Origin of the sequence: Actinokineospora sp. HUAS TT18 (assembly GCF_051364635.1) — a bacterium.
GTDB lineage: Bacteria > Actinomycetota > Actinomycetes > Mycobacteriales > Pseudonocardiaceae > Actinokineospora.
Window position 1 is genome coordinate 7,065,831 of sequence record NZ_CP195645.1, and the last position, 16,443, is coordinate 7,082,273.

The 16,443-nt window shown below is 72.8% G+C and carries 15 protein-coding genes; 7 read left to right on the forward strand and 8 right to left on the reverse strand.

Annotated elements, in window-relative coordinates; genetic code table 11:
* Positions 1 to 25 precede the first annotated feature (25 nt).
* From ACSHT8_RS33010 to ACSHT8_RS33020, 3 genes are read left to right on the forward strand one after another with little or no spacing between them, the layout of a single operon-like run.
* Positions 26 to 1,390 (forward strand): amidase family protein, encoded by a 1,365-nt coding sequence (locus ACSHT8_RS33010; RefSeq protein ID WP_436495724.1) that lies wholly within the window; start codon positions 26 to 28, stop codon positions 1,388 to 1,390.
* On the forward strand, positions 1,390 to 1,875 hold the full coding sequence (locus ACSHT8_RS33015; protein WP_436495726.1) for a hypothetical protein: 486 nt from the start codon (positions 1,390 to 1,392) through the stop codon (positions 1,873 to 1,875). The genes ACSHT8_RS33010 and ACSHT8_RS33015 overlap by 1 nt, the downstream gene beginning before the upstream one ends.
* Positions 1,872 to 2,681, forward strand: coding sequence for a phosphotransferase (locus ACSHT8_RS33020; protein ID WP_436495727.1), 810 nt, complete (start codon positions 1,872 to 1,874; stop codon positions 2,679 to 2,681). Before ACSHT8_RS33015 ends, ACSHT8_RS33020 begins: the two co-directional genes overlap by 4 nt.
* Here the strand turns inward: ACSHT8_RS33020 and ACSHT8_RS33025 are convergent.
* Positions 2,657 to 3,649, reverse strand: coding sequence for a DUF2891 domain-containing protein (locus ACSHT8_RS33025; protein WP_436495729.1), 993 nt, complete (start codon positions 3,647 to 3,649; stop codon positions 2,657 to 2,659). The two genes, ACSHT8_RS33020 and ACSHT8_RS33025, sit on opposite strands and share 25 nt — an antisense overlap.
* Before the next feature lie 82 nt (positions 3,650 to 3,731).
* Here ACSHT8_RS33025 and ACSHT8_RS33030 point away from each other — a divergent pair, with 82 nt between their 5' ends.
* Both ACSHT8_RS33030 and ACSHT8_RS33035 read left to right on the forward strand, forming a co-directional pair.
* A complete protein-coding gene (locus ACSHT8_RS33030; RefSeq protein ID WP_436495731.1) occupies positions 3,732 to 5,120 on the forward strand; it encodes a class II 3-deoxy-7-phosphoheptulonate synthase in 1,389 nt (462 codons plus the stop codon).
* A gap of 129 nt (positions 5,121 to 5,249) precedes the next feature.
* Positions 5,250 to 5,609, forward strand: coding sequence for an MmcQ/YjbR family DNA-binding protein (locus ACSHT8_RS33035; RefSeq protein ID WP_436495732.1), 360 nt, complete (start codon positions 5,250 to 5,252; stop codon positions 5,607 to 5,609).
* Here the strand turns inward: ACSHT8_RS33035 and ACSHT8_RS33040 are convergent.
* Positions 5,606 to 6,862, reverse strand: a complete 1,257-nt coding sequence (locus ACSHT8_RS33040; protein ID WP_436495734.1) for a wax ester/triacylglycerol synthase domain-containing protein — start codon at positions 6,860 to 6,862, stop codon at positions 5,606 to 5,608. The two genes, ACSHT8_RS33035 and ACSHT8_RS33040, sit on opposite strands and share 4 nt — an antisense overlap.
* Positions 6,863 to 6,951: 89 nt before the next feature.
* Entirely contained in the window at positions 6,952 to 9,081 is a 2,130-nt protein-coding gene (locus ACSHT8_RS33045) for a protein kinase domain-containing protein (RefSeq protein WP_436495736.1), read from the reverse strand.
* 103 nt (positions 9,082 to 9,184) lie between these two features.
* Between ACSHT8_RS33045 and ACSHT8_RS33050 the strand changes: the two genes are divergently transcribed.
* Complete coding sequence (locus ACSHT8_RS33050) at positions 9,185 to 9,556, forward strand: Rv2175c family DNA-binding protein (RefSeq protein WP_436495738.1); 372 nt, start codon at positions 9,185 to 9,187, stop codon at positions 9,554 to 9,556.
* Here ACSHT8_RS33050 and ACSHT8_RS33055 read toward each other — a convergent pair.
* From ACSHT8_RS33055 to ACSHT8_RS33070, 4 genes are all read right to left on the reverse strand, one after another.
* Positions 9,525 to 10,436, reverse strand: coding sequence for a phytoene/squalene synthase family protein (locus tag ACSHT8_RS33055; RefSeq protein WP_436495740.1), 912 nt, complete (start codon positions 10,434 to 10,436; stop codon positions 9,525 to 9,527). The two genes, ACSHT8_RS33050 and ACSHT8_RS33055, sit on opposite strands and share 32 nt — an antisense overlap.
* A 49-nt stretch (positions 10,437 to 10,485) precedes the next feature.
* Positions 10,486 to 11,895, reverse strand: coding sequence for a hypothetical protein (locus tag ACSHT8_RS33060; RefSeq protein ID WP_436495742.1), 1,410 nt, complete (start codon positions 11,893 to 11,895; stop codon positions 10,486 to 10,488).
* Positions 11,896 to 12,054: 159 nt separating this feature from the next.
* Positions 12,055 to 13,584, reverse strand: coding sequence for a phytoene desaturase family protein (crtI, locus tag ACSHT8_RS33065; RefSeq protein ID WP_436495744.1), 1,530 nt, complete (start codon positions 13,582 to 13,584; stop codon positions 12,055 to 12,057).
* A 2-nt stretch (positions 13,585 to 13,586) separates the two neighbouring features.
* The gene (locus ACSHT8_RS33070; RefSeq protein ID WP_436495746.1) at positions 13,587 to 14,696 is read right to left on the reverse strand and encodes a polyprenyl synthetase family protein; all 1,110 of its coding nucleotides are present in this window, start codon (positions 14,694 to 14,696) and stop codon (positions 13,587 to 13,589) included.
* Positions 14,697 to 14,824: 128 nt separating this feature from the next.
* On the opposite strand from ACSHT8_RS33070, the gene ACSHT8_RS33075 reads away from it, so the two are divergent.
* Positions 14,825 to 15,709 carry a methylenetetrahydrofolate reductase gene (locus tag ACSHT8_RS33075; protein WP_436495748.1) on the forward strand — a complete coding sequence of 295 codons (885 nt, stop codon included), beginning with the start codon at positions 14,825 to 14,827 and terminating at the stop codon, positions 15,707 to 15,709.
* Here the strand turns inward: ACSHT8_RS33075 and ACSHT8_RS33080 are convergent.
* Positions 15,706 to 16,374 (reverse strand): LppM family (lipo)protein, encoded by a 669-nt coding sequence (locus ACSHT8_RS33080; RefSeq protein ID WP_436495750.1) that lies wholly within the window; start codon positions 16,372 to 16,374, stop codon positions 15,706 to 15,708. The two genes, ACSHT8_RS33075 and ACSHT8_RS33080, sit on opposite strands and share 4 nt — an antisense overlap.
* Between the last annotated feature and the right edge of the window lie 69 nt (positions 16,375 to 16,443).

Here is a 16,443-nt window from a genome sequence, read left to right on the forward strand (position 1 = left end):
GCACGGCCGCGTTATGGTGCCCGCCATGGAGGATCTGCTCTGGGCGGGCGCCGACGCGCAGGCCCGCGCCCTGCGCGACGGCCATGTCACCGCACCCGACCTGCTCGAGGCCGTGCTGCGCCGCGCCGAGGCGCTCAACCCGACGCTGAACGCCTTCCGCGTGCTCTACGTCGAAGCGGCCCGCGCGGCAGCCGCCGACGCCCAGCGCAGACTCGACGCGGGGGAGCGGACCCCGCTGCTCGGCGTGCCCGTCGCGGTCAAGGACGACACCGACGTCGCCGGGGACGTGACCACCCGGGGTGCCCGGCCGCAGTTCCCGCCCGCCGAGAAGGACAGCGCCGTGGTGGCCCGGCTGCGCGAGGCCGGTGCGGTGATCGTCGGCCGGACGCTGACGCCCGAGCTGTGCCTGTGGTCGTTCACCGAGACCCTGACCTACGGCGCCACCCGCAACCCGTGGAATCCCGACTACACCACCGGCGGCTCGTCCGGCGGGTCCGCGGGCGCCGTCGCGGGCGGCATCGTCGGCGCGGCCACCGGCTCCGACGGCGGCGGCTCCATCCGCATCCCGGCCACCGCGTCGGGCGTGTTCGGCATCAAGACCACCCGCGGCCTGGTCGACCAGTCGCCGTCGACGGGCGGGTGGAACGGCCTGTCGGTCATCGGCCCACTCGGCCGCACCGTCGCCGACGCGGCCACCCTCCTCGACGTCATCGCCGACGGCGGCGGCTACCGCACGGCCGTCGACACCGACCCCGGCTCGCTGCGGATCGCGCTGTCCTGGCGCACGCCGATGGGCCGCCCGCCGATGAACCCCCGCTGGCGCCGCGCGGTCGTCGACACCGCCGACCGGCTGCGCGACCTCGGCCACAAGGTGACTGAGGCCGACCCGAAGCTGGGCAGCGCGCCGTCGCCCCTCTTCCTGGTGCGCTACCTGCACGCCGTGTCGCGCGAGGTCGCCGACCTGCCGCACCCGGAGTGGCTGGAGTCGCGCACCCGCAAGATCGCCTTCTTCGGCAGGCGCGTCCCCGACTCGGCGTTGGCCTGGGCCGATCGCGGCGAAGAACGCCTTCAGCGCGTGATGGCCGACTTCTTCGCCGACCACGACGTGATCCTGCAGCCGTCCTGGACCCGCCGCCCCACCCGCGTCGGCGCCTTCCACGGCCGCGGCCTCAGCGCGACCTACGGCGGCGTGTCGATCCGCATTCCGTACTTCCCGACGTGGAACGTGCTGGGCAACCCGGTCGCGGCACTGCCGGTCGGGCGGGACGAGGTGGGCGTGCCGATCGGTGTGCAGCTCATCGGGCCGCACCAGTCGGAGCGGCTGCTGCTGTCGCTGTCCGGCCAGTACGAGCGGGCGCACCCGTGGGCGGACCGGCGGCCGGAACTCTGATGCTGCTCGTCCACCTGACCGACGCCCGCTCCACCGCCGCGATCCGCCGCGGCGGGATCCGCACGTCGTGGCACCGCTGGGTGACCGACCGGGGCGTGTTCTGCATGCCGGTTCTACCGTCCTACGTGCTGACTCATCAGTGGGGCCGCGAGCTGCGCAGGCGCGGCTACCGGTCGACCGTGGCGGTGCGGTTCCGGGTGCCGGACGACGAACCGGTGACCGTCTCGCACTTCACCCGCGCGCCGGTCGCGATGACCGCGGCGGAGGCCGCGGCCCTGATCCGCGCGCATCCTGATCCCCGCGGCTACGAGGTGTTCCTTCCCCGGCCGGTCCGCGCGGCCGAGATCCACGACGTGCGGCACGTCAACAAGGTCACCGGGTGGCGATACCTGCCGGACGCCCATGGCAGGCCGCCGTGTCCGTGCCCGTGCTGTCTGGGGCGGGGCGAGTACGGCGCGCGCAAGATTCGGGCGCGGGCGGAGTGACGGTCGAGGAGCGGCTGGTCCGGCGGTTCGGCGAGTCCGTCCGGCCGTGGCTGGCCGAGCTCCCCGCCTTGCTGGACCGGCTCGCGGCGGAGTGGGGTCTCGTCCTCGGCGAGCCGTTCCCCGACGGCGCGTCCGCGGTGACGCTGCGAGCCGCGCGGGACGGCGTGCCGGTCGTGCTCAAGGTGACGCCGGACCTGGGTTTCGCCGCCCAGCAAGCCGCCATCCTGCGAGCGTTCGCGCCGAGTGGCCGGGTGCCTGAGCTGCTCGCGGAGGCCGAGGGCGCGCTGCTGATGGCGTGGGTCGACGGCGTCGAAGGCTGGCCGGAACCTGCCCGGTTCGCCGCCCTGCTCGACGACCTGCACGGCGTGCCGGAGCGCGTCGTCACCAGGACGCTGCGTGAAGGGATCGCCCACTTCTTCCCGCGTTTCCCGCCGACCGGCCCGGTCACCGCCGAGCACCTGCGCGAAGCCCGCGAGCTGAGCGACCGGCTCACCGACAGCCAACCCCGCCAGGTCATGCTCCACGGCGACCTGCACCGGTTCAACCTGATCGACACCCCCACCGGCCTCGTCGTCATCGACCCGCAGGGCACCCTCGGCGAGCCCGAGTTCGACGCCGTCGACTACGTGCTCGACGCCCCCGACATCCCCGGACGCCGCGACGCGCTCCTCGCCGTGACCGATTTCGACGCCGAGCGGCTCGACGCGTGGTGTCGGGCCATGGCGCCGCTGATCATGGTCGGCAAGCTGCGGCGCGGGGAGCCGATCGACGCGCTGCTCTCCTACAGCGCGCCGATGTCGAGGTAGGCGGCGAAGGTGCCCAGCCAGTGCTCGGCGGCGTAGCCGTAGCCGAGGACGTAGCGCAGGCCGACCTCCCGGTGCTCGCGCGCCGCCGTCGCCGCCAGGTCGGTGTACCGGTGGTCGGGCAGCGCGGCGGCGATGTTGCGCCAGGCCCACGCGCGGGAGAGAGCCAGGCCCGCGAGGTGGGAGCCGTACGGGTCGGCCGGGTCGTCCACCTCGATCGGCGTGCGCAGGGTCGACCAGCGGGGCGCATCGAGGTCGGGGAGGAAGGCGTCGAACCAGGCCGGGAAGTCGGGCAGGACGCGGCGCAGGAGGTCGGCCTCGGTGAGGGCGGGGGAGAGGAAGTCGGCGGCGTCGGGCTCGAACCCGCCGTAGTCGCGGTCGGCGGCGTAGAAGCGCAGCGCGGCGTCGGTGCACGCGTCGGCCAGTTCGGTGTCGCCGACGGCGCGGGCGGCGTCGAGGACCAGGCCGATGGCGAACGCGGAGTTGGTGTGCACGCCCGCGCGGATCGGCAGCCGGGCCTTCGTCAGCCACTCCAGCCACCGGCCGCGCAGCACGTCGGCCAGCGGACGCAGCGGCTCGGCCCAGCGGGCGTCCCAGGTGCGCAGCTCGGCGTCGAGCAGCAGGAGCCAGGCCCAGCCGTAGGGGCGCTCCCACGGGGTGCCGTCGGCGAAGAACCCGGCTTCGGTCCGGGCACTCTCACCCGTGATGAGCTCGTCCAGGGCGCGTTCTGCCTGGTCAGCGCCGTCCAAGCCCGGGAAGTGGCGCAGCAGGCGCACGGTCAGCCAGGTCTGATGGACGCACGAGTGCCAGTCGAACGAGCCGCCGAACACCGGGTGCAGAACGCGGTGCGGGACCAGGTCGTCCGGTGACTCGATGACCCGGAGCCAGTGCACCGGGTAATCACGGCGCAGGTTGGCCACCGCGAGCGACAACAGGGGCCGCGCCCGCTCCCGGTCGAGGTCATCAGTCATCCCGTCATCCTGCCGAAAGTCCACGGTGTGGGACAGGTGTCCCGGCGTGCGCCCGGAAAACCCCACCTCCTACTCTTGACACGTGAACTGGACCGTGGATGTGCCAGTGGAAACGCTTCCCGAGCTGCCCCCGCTGCCCCCGACGCTGCGTACCCGCCTCGACGACGCCCTCGCGCGCCCCGCCGCGCAACAGCCCGAGTGGCCCGACGCCGACCAGGTGCGCCAGGTGCGCACCGTGCTGGAGTCGGTGCCCCCGATCACGGTGCCCGCCGAGATCGACCGCCTGCACGCGCGCCTGGCCGAGGTCGCGCGCGGCGAGGCGTTCCTGCTCCAGGGCGGCGACTGCGCCGAGACTTTTGTGGACAACACCGAGCCGCACATCCGCGGCAACATCCGCACGCTGCTGCAGATGGCCGTGGTGCTCACCTATGGCGCGAGCATGCCGGTGGTCAAGGTCGGCCGCATCGCGGGCCAGTACGCCAAGCCGCGGTCGAACAAGACCGACGCGCTGGGCCTGCCGGTGTACCGCGGCGACATCATCAACTCCCTCGTGGCCACCCCCGAGGCGCGCGTGCCCGACCCGGGCCGCATGATCCGCGCCTACGCCAACGCGGGCGCGGCGATGAACCTGCTGCGCGCACTGACCGGCGCGGGCATGGCCGACCTGACCAAGGTCCACGACTGGAACCGCGACTTCGTGCGCACCTCGCCCGCGGGCGAGCGCTACGAGGCGCTGGCCACCGAGATCGACCGCGGCCTGCGCTTCATGCAGGCGTGCGGCGTCGAGGACAGCTCGCTGCACACCGTCGAGGTCTTCGCCAGCCACGAGGCGCTGCTGCTCGACTACGAGCGCGCCCTGCTGCGCCTGGACACCAACGGCCCCGAGCCGCGCCTGTACGACCTGTCGGCGCACTTCCTGTGGATCGGCGAGCGCACCCGCCAGCTCGACGGCGCCCACATCGCCTTCGCCGAGCTGCTGAGCAACCCGATCGGTCTCAAGATCGGCCCGACGACCACGCCGGAGATGGCCGTGGAGTACGTCGAGCGGCTCGACCCGCGCAACGAGCCGGGCAGGCTGACGCTCATCAGCCGCATGGGCAACGGCAAGGTCCGCGACGTGCTGCCCGCGATCGTGGAGAAGGTCACCGCGTCGGGCCACAAGGTCATCTGGCAGTGCGACCCGATGCACGGCAACACCCACGAGTCGTCGACCGGCTACAAGACCCGCCACTTCGACCGCATCGTCGACGAGGTCCAGGGCTTCTTCGAGGTGCACCGCCGCCTCGGCACCCACCCGGGCGGCATCCACGTCGAACTGACCGGCGAGGACGTCACCGAGTGCCTCGGCGGCGCCCAGGAGATCTCCGACGACGACCTGGCGGGCCGCTACGAGACCGCCTGCGACCCGCGTCTGAACACCCAGCAGTCGCTGGAACTGGCGTTCCTGGTCGCGGAGATGCTCCGCTCCTGAGACCCACCGAAGAGGCCCCGCGGGCAGCGCTCGCGGGGCCTCTTCGCGTTCCGGTGGCCCGGGCGCTGCCTGCGTTCTTGTCCGGGTGAACCGGTAACCTGCGGGCTCTGGCTTTCAGGGGGTTTCGCAGTGGCCGTACCGAGTGACAAGTTCTTCCGCATCCTGGACGCGTTAGCGGACGTCACCCGCGCCGAAGGCAGCGACTACAGCTCGTTCAGCGTGCGGGGCAAGCGATTCGGCTACTACTGGCCGCGCACGCAGACCGTCGGCCTCAAGCAGACCCTCTCCGAACAGCGGGCGCTCGTCTCCGAGCGCCCGGACGTGTTCGAGGAGCAGTTCACCGCGGGCGGGTTCGGCTGGGTCGTGGTCTACCTGTCCGGCGTCAAACTCGACGAGCTGACCGAACTCGTCTACGAAGCCTGGCGGCTGTCGGCGCCGGACGAGTTGGTCGAGGCCGTGCCCGATCCCGCGCGGAAGCGGCGCCGCTAAGCGCGTTCGTGCAGGACCGCCGTCGCTTTGACGATGGCGTCGGCCAGCCTGCCCAGGTCGGCGACGGCGGCCGGGTCCGCGTTGAGTCCGATGTGGACACCGTCGAGGTAGGTCGACACCGCGAAGCCGACCCGGTGGCCGGGGGCCAACGGGACCACGGGGTAGACCTCCCGCATCGCCGCGCCGCCGAGGCGGAGTTCCATGCGCGGGAACGGGACCGTCGTCACCACCGTGTCGAACAGCATCGACGCGGTGCCCGCCAGCATCCGCGTGCCGACCCGGTGCGCGATCGGCGGCAGCCACGAGGCCACCAGCGGCAGCGCGCCCGCGCCCTTCGTCGGTCCGGCCTTCTTGTTGGCGTCCATCGAGGCCCGGACCGCGGCCAGACGGTCCAACGGATCCGCTGTGGCGACCGGGAGATCGCACAGGTACGCCGAGATCTGGTTGCCGCCGCCGACCGCGCCGCGGCCGCGCACGCTCACCGGCACCATCGCGCGCACGTCCTCGGCCCGTCTGCCCGCGCCGTCCATCCAGTCGCGCAGCGCGCCGGTCAGGACGGTCAGGATGACGTCGTTGACGGTGCCGCCGTGGGCCTTGCGGATGTGGCGGATGTCGGCGAGGTCGAGCCGCACGCGGGCGAACTCGCGGTCGGGCGACGTGCGGGCCAGCAGCGGCGCGGCCCACGGCGGCCGGATCGCCTTGGCGACCGCGGCGGCGACCTCGACGCCCTGGCGGACGCGGTCGACCAGGCCGGGCAGCGGGGCGGGCGCCGACTCGGGCATCTGGTGCTCGCACAGCCCGTCGAGCAGGCCCGCGGCGATCTCCACCGCGCCCGCGCCGTCGGTCAGCGCGTGGTGCAGCTTCAGCAGGACCGCGAACCCGCCGTCGACCAGGCCGGTGACGATGTGCAGTTCCCACGGCGGCCGGGTCAGGTCCAGCGGCGTCGCCACCCAGCGCGAGGCGTAGGCGTCGAGCAGGTCGAGGTCGTCGGGCAGGCGGTAGGCCGAGATGTGGTCGGCGGCCCGGAAGTCCGGTGTGGACACCCATTCCGCGCCGCCGGGCGGGAACAGCGTAGGCCGCACGCGCTGCCGCAGCCGGGGGAGCGCGGCGGCGCGCTCGGCTAGCAGCCGGGCCACCGCGTCGGGGTCGACGGGGGAGTCGGTGCGGAAGAGAGCGACGGCGCCCACATGCATGGGTGTGCTCTCTCGTTCGAGGCTCAGGAACGCGAGGTCAAGCCCGCTGAGTGTGGACATGCCACAACGACACCAGGTTGACATGACAAGCGGGTTACCCAGATGGGTCAAGGAGTCCGGCTTCACCCGATCGAGTTCGTCACACCCGCTCAGAAAACGAAGACGCCGACCTTCGTACCCTTCTCGACCTTGGTGCCCGGAGCGGGGCTCTGCGTGCGCACGACGCCGTTCGGGTTGGAGAAGACGCTGACGTCGATCTCCAGCCCCACCTTGGCGAGCTCGGCCTGCGCGTCGGGCAGTGTGCGGTTGCTGAGGTCGGGCACGGTGACCGCGGTGGACACGATGACCGACACGCGCTTGCTGCCGTCGGGCGCGATCTTGGTGCCCGCGCCGGGATCGGTGCGCACGACCCGGCCGCCCTCGATCTCGGCGGAGAACTCGGGCGTGCCGTCGAACGGTTCGAGGCCGAGGTTCTGCAACTCCTGGAACGCCTCGTCGCGCGTCTTGCCCTTCAGGTCCGGCACCGGCTTCGGCGCGGGGCCCTTGCTCAGCACCACGATCACCCGCTGGCCCAGCTGCAGCTTGGTCCCCGGCGCCGGGTCGAGCTTCACCACCGCGCCCTTGGGGATCTTCTCGTCGAAGACGTTCTTGCCGTCGTCGCGCTGGGGCTGCAGGTCGGCGGCGCGGATGGCCTGCTCGGCCTGCGCCTGCGTCGACCCGGCAGGCACGTCGGGCACCACGGGACGGCCCGCGGAGACGATGAGCTTGACCTGGTCGCCGCGCAGCGCCTCGGTGCCCGCGCCCGGCTCGGTGCCGATCACCTGGCCGGAGGGGATGTCGTTGTGCCGCACGGTGGTGGTGTTCGGGCTGAGGTCGGCCTCGCGCAGCGCCTGCTCGGCGGCCGCGGTGTCCTTGCCCTGCACCGACGGCACCGACGTGTATCGGCCGCTGGTGAACCACCAGATCGACGTGATCAGCACCGCCAGCGCCACCATGCCCGCCGCGCTCCACAGCGCGATCTTGCGCGTGCGGTTCGGCGGCGGCTCGTTCGGCGGCAGCTGGTGCGGCGGATGCGGGTGCGGCTGCTGGGGGAACGGCGGGCCGGTGTGCGTCTGCGGCACCGAGTGCGGGCCGGTCGGCAGCGGGTTGGCCGCCGCCGAGTCGATCACCCGCTCCAGGTCCGACCGCAGCATCGCGCGGGTGCCCTGCGGGCCGCTGGCGCTGAACCCGGACGGCACCGGCCGCACGACCGTCACGCCCTGCGGCGGCGACGGCGGGATCATGACGGCGGGCACGCGGACCGTGGCCTCGGGATCGACCGGCTCGACGCCCGCCTTGGTCACCTCGTCCGACGGCGCGGCGACCTGCTCGCTGGGCACCGGGTGCGTCTCGTCCGGCGGCGGGGCCGCGACCGCGGGCACCCGCATCCGCGGCAGCGAGAGCTGCTCGCGCACCGCGCGCAGCTCCTGCAGGAACGCGGCGCCGTCCTCGGGCCGGGCCTGCGGGTCGCGCCGCGTCGCGCGCAGCACCAGTTCGTCCAGGGGAGCGGGCAGGCCGGGCACGGCCGCGCTGGCGGCCGGGACGTCGGCGTTGACGTGGCGGTAGGCCACGGTCAGGGCGTTCTCGCCGTGGTAGGGCGGGGAACCGGTGAGCATCTCGTAGAACACGATGCCCGCTGAGTAGACGTCGCCGCGCGAGGTCGCCGACCCGGCCTCGACCTGCTCCGGCGACAGGTAGGACACGGTGCCGAGGATCACGCTGCTCTTGGTCGTCCCGGGGCTGGAGATGGCTCGGACCAGCCCGAAGTCGGCGACCTTGACCACGCCGGTCGAGCTGATCAGCACGTTCTCCGGCTTGACGTCCCGGTGGATCAGCCCGGCCGCGTGCGCCGCGCCCAGCGCCGACAGCACCGGCTCCATGATCGCCACGGCCAGCGGCGTCGGCAGCGACCCGCGCTGGGACAGCAGATCCCGCAGCGTGCCGCCGTCGACCAGCTCCATCACCAGGTAGACGTGGTCGCCGTCGAGGCCCTGGTCGTGCACCGCCACCACGTTCGGGTGGTGGATCTTGGCCGCCGAGCGGGCCTCGCGCTCGAACCGGTCGACGAAGGACTGGTCCGCGGCGAACCGCGAATCCATCACCTTGATCGCCACCGGCCGGTCGAGCCGGGTGTCGAGTCCGCGGTAGACCGCCGACATGCCACCGCGCGCGAGCAGCGCGTCGACCCGGTACCGCTGCTCCAGCAGCGTCCCGATCAGCCCCGGTCCTTTGTCCACCACAGTCGTGGATCGTACGTAGGCCCGCGCCGCCGCGTGGTCGCGCCCGCGATTCTGTGACCAAGTGGTCGGCCGGGCACCGTCGAGTGTGGCATCGTTGTACCTCGTGAGTTCGATTCCCGCCGCAGCCGACGTCCTGGACTCCTCGGTGGAGGTCCTTCCCCTGCCCGATGTCGCCGAGCGGCTGCGCCAGCCGATCACCCGCGTGCACCAGGCCCTGAGGGACCACCACCTGATCGCCATCCGGCGCAAGGGTGTGCTGATGGTGCCCGCCGCGTTCCTCGACGAGACCGAGGGCACCCTGGTCAAGGGCCTGTCCGGCACGATCACCGTGCTCAACGACTCCGGCTTCAGCCCGGACGAGATGATCACCTGGCTGTTCACCGCCGACGAGTCCCTGCCCGGCACCCCGATCGACGCCCTGCGCGGCGACCGGGGCCGTGAGGTCAAGCGCCGCGCGCAGGCCCTCGCGTTCTGACCCTGGCCGCCACACAACGCGCCGCGCCCGGCAGCGCCATCGCCAGGCGGCGGTGCGTGGGCACCACGGCGCGCCCGGCCATGACGTCGTAGTCGGCGGCCGCGATCTCGTCCAGGATCGCGGCGTAGAGCCGCGACGCCGTCGCCACGCAGGGCCGGGCCACCGGGTCCAGCAGCGCGATCCCCGGCTCGGCGACGCGGTAGAGCGCGCGCGTGTGCGCGACGAAGTGCGCCACCGCGCGCCGGATCGCCTGGTCCGACCGGCCGACGGCCCGCGCGTGGGCCAGCCGGTCGCGGTCGACGCCGAACGCGGCAAGATGGTCGGCGGGCAGGTAGACGCGGCCGCGGTCGAGGTCCTCGCCGACGTCGCGCAGGAAGTTGGTCACCTGGAACGCCTCGCCCAGAGCGCGTGCGTAGGGCGCGGCCTCGGCGCGGGGCACAACCGTGCCCAGGACCGGCAGCAGCATCAGGCCGATCACCCCGGCCGACCCGTGCGTGTAGACGGCCATGTCGTCGAGCGTCGGGTAGTCGGTGACCGTCAGGTCCATCCGCATCGACCGCAGGAAGTCGGCGAACAGCTGCGGGTCGAGGTCGTAGTGGCGGACCGTGTCGGCCAGCGCCGCGAGCACCGGGTGGCCCCAGTCGCCGTTCAGCGCGGCCTTGAACCTGATCTCCCACTCGACGAGCGCGCCCGCCGGGTCGGGGCCGGGGGCGTCGACGATCTCGTCGGCCAGGCGCGCGAAGCCGTACAGCGCGTGCACGGCGGGGCGGCGCTCGGGCGGCAGCAGGCGGGTGGCCAGGAAGTAGGTGCGCCCGTAGTGGGCGTTGATCTGGCGGCACGCGAGGTAGGCGGTGCGCAGATCAGGTTCGTCGACACGCATGGCGCGCGCCATCCTCGCACGACCGCCCCCGGGCGCTCGCGCGAACGTGTCAGCGCTTACAGCCGACCCACTGGCCCTTCGGGCATTCCTTGTGCTCGGCCTTGTACGCCTCGACCAGCTGGTGGACCAGGCCCTGTGCCGAAGCGGCGTCGCCGGTCGCGGTGACCAGGGTGACCGCGCAGCCCGAGCCGGTGCTGCGCAGGCACGTCATCACCTGCTGGTCGGCGTGGTCGCGCCAGAACTTGCCCGCCACCACGCCGTACTTCCAGATCCGCCGCTGGTGCTCGGCGTCGGAGTAGCCGATCGAGTAGACGAAGTGCGAGCCGTCGGACTTCGCCGCGCTCGCGTCGGCGGGCTTGGCCGCGGCGCGCGCGGTGAGCTGGGCGAGGTCGGGCGCGTCGGCGAGGACCACGGTCGACCACTCGACGCTGTAGGGGTGGTTGCCCGGCACCGAGTTGGCCCGCTGGAAGAACGACACCCACTGCGGCGTGGCCAGCGTGCACTTCGCGCTGCCCGCCGCGCCCGGACCGACCGGGCCCGCGGTCGCGTCGCACACGCCCAGCGGCGCGTTGTCGCCCTGCCAGGTGCCGCGCACGGAGACCCGGACCGCGACCTTCCCCGGGTTGGTGAACTGCACGATGATCGAGCAGCTCGCCGCGCCGCAGCCGTCGAAGTTGTGCGTGCCCTCGGTGACGGTGGTCAGCACGTCGATCGGCGCGGTCAGCTCGGCGGCCTGCGCGGAGACGTCCTGGTAGAACTTCGCGATCTCGGCCGACCCGTCGGCGACCGTAGCCACCAGCTTCTTCACGCTCGTGGTGTCGGAGCGGCCGACCTTGTCCATCTCGACCTTGACCACGCCGTGCGGGGCGGCCTCGGTGACATAGACCGACCCGCCCCCGGTGGTGACCTTGACCGTCGGCACCTCGCCGACCTTGGCCCGCTCACCCTCGGCGATGGGCTTGGTGCCCGCCTTGTCCGCGCCCTTGGCCAGGTTCTGCCCGAGCACGTCGGGGGTGAACACGTCGCCGAACTCGACACCGATCAGGCTCGTCGGGACCTTCACCCAGCGGTCGGCCACCGCGGCCCCCTTGCCCTGGCTGTTGGCGACCCCGGACAGCGTCGCCCAGAAGTCCGCGCCCGCCTTCAGGTAGGTCGTCTTGTTGACCACGAGCACCGTGGCGGCCTTGCCGTCGAGGGTGAACGACCCGGCGATCTCGCCGGTCTGCGCGGCGGTGACGTCGAAGGTGACGTCGTCGTCGGAGGCCGAGGACAGCGTGCCCTGGTAGCGGACCGTGCTCGACTCGCCGAGGTTGACCAGCGATTGGGTGATCGACTCGGTGGCGTTCGGCGGCGCCACCGGGGCGGCCACCGGTGCGCCCGACACGGCGGTGCTGCACCCCGCCAGGACGAGGATCGCCCACCCGAGCACGGCCGCGAGCCCGCCGCGTCCCGGAATCATCGCTGCCCCACGCATCGCCGTTCCCCACCTCATTGCCTGTCGCCCCAGGGCGACATTATCGCGAGGAAGGCGCCGAAAACCGCGCACTCAACCTCACAGTCCGCTTACGGATTCGGTCGCGGTGGCCAGTCTGCCGGCGAACTCGCGAGTAGGGCGGCGTCACAGTCCGCTTACGGATTCCCCGCGCGCTCTTGTCGCCGTCGCCAGCCTGCCCGCGACGCGCTGCGCGGCGAGCCGCCCGGAGATCACCACCGGCGGGATGCCGACGCCCGGCGTCGTGCCGCTGCCCGCCAGCACGACGTTGTCGACCCCGCGCACCAGGTTGCGCGGCCGGAACGGGCCGGTCTGGGCGAAGGTGTGCGCTACGGAGAACGGGCTGCCCTCGGCCAGCCCGGCTGCCTCCCAGTCGGCGGGCGTCACCAGGCGTTCGACCTCGATCGCGTCGTCGAAGCCGTCCAACCCGCGTTCCTGCAGCACTTGGACGAGGTCGTCGCGGTAGCGCGGGCCGATGCGGCGCCAGTCGATCGGGCCGGTGCGCAGGTTCGGGCACGGCGCCAGCACCGAGATCTGCTGCCTGCCGTCGGGGGCCAGCGTCGGGTCGGTCGCGGTGGGCCGGGTGACCAGCAGCGACGGGTCGCTCATCAGCTTGCCCGCGCGGGTGATCTCGCGGAACGTGCGCTCCCACGCCTGGCCGAAGAAGATCGTGTGGTGGTCGAGCTTGTCCCACGACCGCGTCGTGCCTGTGTGCAGGACGACCGCGGAGGGGGAGTAGCGCAGGGCCAGCGGCCTGCGCGGGGTGACGCCGAGCAGCCGGTAGCTGGCCGCGAGGTCGGCGGTCAGCACGACGGTGTCGGCGGGGATGCGCTCACCGGTCGTCGTGCGCACGGCGCCGACCCGGGTGCCCACCCGCTCCAGCCACGCCGCGCTCGTCGAGTACCGCAGCCGGACCCCGGCCCGGCCCGCCGCGTTGGCCATCGCCTCGGCCACCGCGCCGACACCGCCGCGCGGGAACGACACACCCGCCACGGTGTCCATGTAGGCGATCACCGCGTAGGCGGCCAGCGCCCGGCTCGGCGGCACGCCCGCGTAGAGCGACTGGAAGGAGAACAGCCTGCGCAGCCGGTCGTCGGACAGGAACCGGCCCACCGCGGGGCCGAGCCGCCCGAAGCCGCCCAGCGCGGTCAGCTTGGCCAGTTCCGGGCCGACCAGGTCGAACGGGGAGTCGAAGTTGGCGCCGATGAACCGGTCGCGCTGGACGCGGTAGAGGTCGGACAGCCACGCGCGCAGCCGCCGGTAGCCCTCAGCCTCCTGCGGACCGGCCGCCAGGCGGATCTCGGCCTCCATCGCCACCGGGTCGGTGTGCACGGCGATGGTGCTGCCGTCGGCGAAGTGCGCGCGGTAGGCGGGGTGCAGGCCGATCAGGTCGACCTCGGCGGCCAGCGAGGTGCCGACGGCGGCGAACGCCTCGTCGATCAGCTCGGGCATGGTCAGCACGGTCGCGCCCGTGTCGACGCGGTAGCCGCCCATCGTGGTCTGGCCCGCGCGGCCACCCGGGCCGGGCGCCGACTCGATGACGGTGACCTCGCGGCCCGTGCCCGCCAGGTGCATCGCCGCCGACAGGCCGGACAGGCCCGCGCCGACGACCACGACGTGGTCGGTGCGGCCGGGGATCGTCTTGTGGTCGCGCACGGTCAGTGGGCCCTGCGGGCGGCGGCGACGGCCAGGTCGGCCAGGACGTCGGCCGCGGGGGCGGCCAGGTGCGCCGTCGCCAGCGCGGCGAGCGCCCGATCGGTCAGCGTGTCGATGCGGCGCTCCAGGTCGGCGACCGCGCCGAGGTCGATGAGCAGCTCGCGGGCGCGTTCGATCGTGTCGCTGCCCAGGTTGTCGTCGCCGAGGGCGCCGCGCAGCAGGGCGGCGTCGGCGGTGCGGCCCGCGGCGTCGGCGTTGGCCAGGCCCACCGAGATCAGCAGCGTCCGCTTGCCTTCCCGCAGGTCGTCGCCCGCGGGCTTCCCGGTGACGTCGGAGTCGCCGAACATGCCGAGGATGTCGTCGCGCAGCTGGAAGGCCAGCCCGAGGTCGGCGCCGAACTCGCGCAGCGCGGCGACCATCGGCGCGGGCGCGCCCGCCATCGCCGCGCCGAGGTGCAGCGGGCGTTCGATGGTGTAGGCGGCGGTCTTCATCCGGGCCACGCTCAGCGCGGCCTCGGCGGACTCGTCGCCCATGGCCTGGGTGTGCACGTCCAGGTACTGCCCGGCGAGCATCTCGGTGCGCATCGCCCGCCACGGCTCCTGGCCCGCGGCCTGCCGCGCCGGGTCGACCCCGGAGCCGGTGAACATGTCGTCGGCCCAGGCCAGCGCGAGGTCGCCGAGCAGGATGGCCGCCGCGGCGCCGAACCGCTCCGGCTCGCCCAGCCAGCCGCGCGCGCGGTGCTGGGCGGTGAAGGACACGTGCACGGTCGGCTTGCCCCGGCGCATGGCCGAGGCGTCCATCAGGTCGTCGTGCACCAGGGCGCACGCCTGGATCAGCTCCAGCGCGCTCACCGCGCGGAGCACGGCGTGCGCTTGGTCACCGTCGCCTTCGCCGCCCGCGCCGCGCCAGCCCCACCAGGCGAACGTCGGCCGCAGCCGCTTGCCGCCGCCGAGGACGAAGTCGGCCAGCGACGCCACCGCCGAGCCGAACGACGGCGCGCGCTCGGCCATCTCGGCGTGGCGGGTGGCCAGATAGGCGGCCAGCGCGCGTTCGACGTGGTCGGCCACGGCGTGATCAATGGCGATGACATGGGTTCCCTGTGCCTGTTGCACACCGATATCGTCCGCCGTACCCGCCGCAGGGGTCGCGGCGGGGTGGGTCCAATGTGACCAGAAGAAGGCTTCTTCCAGAAAGTGGACACTCTGTCCCAGTGGTCGGACTTCTAGATACCCTTAATTCCATGACTACGGTGGTGCAGCGGATTCGCGCGGACAAGCCGGTGTTCTCCGTCGAGTTCATGCCGCCCAGGGACAAGGCGGACGAGAAGCGACTGTGGAACGCCATCCGTGAGCTGGAGGGCCTCGACCCGGCGTTCGTGTCGGTCACCTACGGCGCGGGCGGCTCCAGCCGCGACCGCACCATCCGCACCACCGGCCGCGTCGCCCGCGAGACCACCCTCGTGTCCATGGCCCACCTGTGCGCCGTCGACCACTCCGTCGCCGAGCTGCGCAACGTCATCGGCTGGTACGCCGCCATGGGCATCCGCAACATCCTCGCGCTGCGCGGCGACCCGCCCGGCGACCCCAACGGCGAGTGGGTCAAGCACCCCGAGGGCCTCAACTACGCCGACGAGCTGGTCTCGCTCGTGCGTGAGCTGGGCGACTTCTGCGTCGGCGTCGCCGCGTTCCCCTACGGCCACCCGCGGTCGAACGACCTGGACAGCGACACCGACAACCTGATCCGCAAGCTGCGCGCGGGCGCCGACTTCGCCATCGCCCAGCTGTTCTTCGAGCCCGAGGACTTCCTGCGGCTGCGCGACCGCGTCGCCGCCCGCGGCTACGACACCACGCTGCTGCCCGGCATCATGCCGCTGACCACGCCCAAGATCCTCAGCAAGACCATCGAGCTGGCGGGCGCCCCGGTGTCGGCGCGCATCGCCGCCCGGCTCGACCCGCTGGTGGGCGACGCCGCCGCGTTCCGCGCCGAGGGCATCGAGATCGCCACCGAGGTCAGCCAGCGGCTGCTCTCGGAGGGCGTGCCGTGTCTGCACTTCTACACGTTCAACCGCGCCAAGGCGACGCGCGAGGTGGTCGGACGGCTCGGCCTGGTGCCCAGCCGCGCCTAAGCGCCGACCCGGCGGCTGCGCTTGTGCGTGTAGAGCGCCAGGATCAACACGATCAGCGCGACGCCGATGGTCGACGCGCCGACGATGGTGACCCACTTCGTCCAGGACACCCCGGACACGTCGGTGTACTGGACGGTGGCGTTGAACTCGGTCACCGCGCCCGGCTTGGGCTTCCAGCTGATCGTGCCGTTGTCGTTGATGCCGTTGGTGCGGCTGACCGTGCCCGGCAAGGTCACCTTGAACTGCACGTCGGCGCGGTCCTGCGGGAGCTCGGTCAGGTCGACCGCGCCCGCCATGGTCACCAGGTCGCCCGCGCGCCGGATCGACAGCCGGTACTGCTTGCCCACGGTCAGGCCGTCGGCGAGGAGACTGACCTCAGGGAAGGTCAGGTCCTGGAACGTCACGGTCTGCCCGACGTAGCCGTCGGCGGTGTAGACCTGGGTCTTGACCTTGCCCGACAGCTCGGGCGGCACGGTCAGCACCGGGCCGGTGTCGCCCTGCTTGATCGCGACGGCGGCGACGATCACCTGGCCGGTGACCAGGTCGTCCTCGGAGACGGTCATGGACGACTGGACCCGCACGCAGCCCGACAGGGCCAGCGCGGCGAGCACACTCAGCAGGGTGATCGGGATCCACCTGCGGAAACGGGGAGTGACCTGGTGCACTGGGCCATCCTGCCAGGCCCGCTGCGTCAGCGATCGGCCGACCGTTTATTGGTTGCCAACGCCCGCTGA